This window comes from Litorerythrobacter xanthomarinus (genome assembly GCF_046254955.1).
Taxonomy (GTDB): domain Bacteria; phylum Pseudomonadota; class Alphaproteobacteria; order Sphingomonadales; family Sphingomonadaceae; genus Qipengyuania_C.
In genome coordinates this window covers 1-248 of the sequence record NZ_JBJXRG010000026.1, presented here as the reverse complement: position 1 = coordinate 248, position 248 = coordinate 1, and the positions used below count along the sequence as shown (strand labels likewise).

The following is a 248-nucleotide window of genomic DNA, read 5'->3' as shown; positions in this document are numbered from 1 at the left end:
GGGGGGCGGATAACCCACACAACAAACCACGACCCACACACCCCCCCACAAAACAACCCCCCAAACCCCAACCCCCAACCCAAAAACCACCCAAAAAAAAAAAATAAAACAACCACCCCCCCCCCCCCCCCCACCCCCAAAACAAAAAAAACAAGAAAAAAAATAAAAATAGAAAAAAAACGAACAAAAACCCAAACAAACAAAAACCCACACCCCCCAAAAACAAAAAAACAAACAAAACAAACACG

1 protein-coding gene is annotated in these 248 nt (G+C 44.4%); it reads right to left on the bottom strand.

Going from position 1 to position 248, the window contains the following annotated elements; genetic code table 11:
• Window positions 1-248, bottom strand: a 248-nt coding sequence (locus tag ACEWMW_RS14575) for a hypothetical protein (protein WP_409414678.1), incomplete at both ends; no start/stop codon positions are given.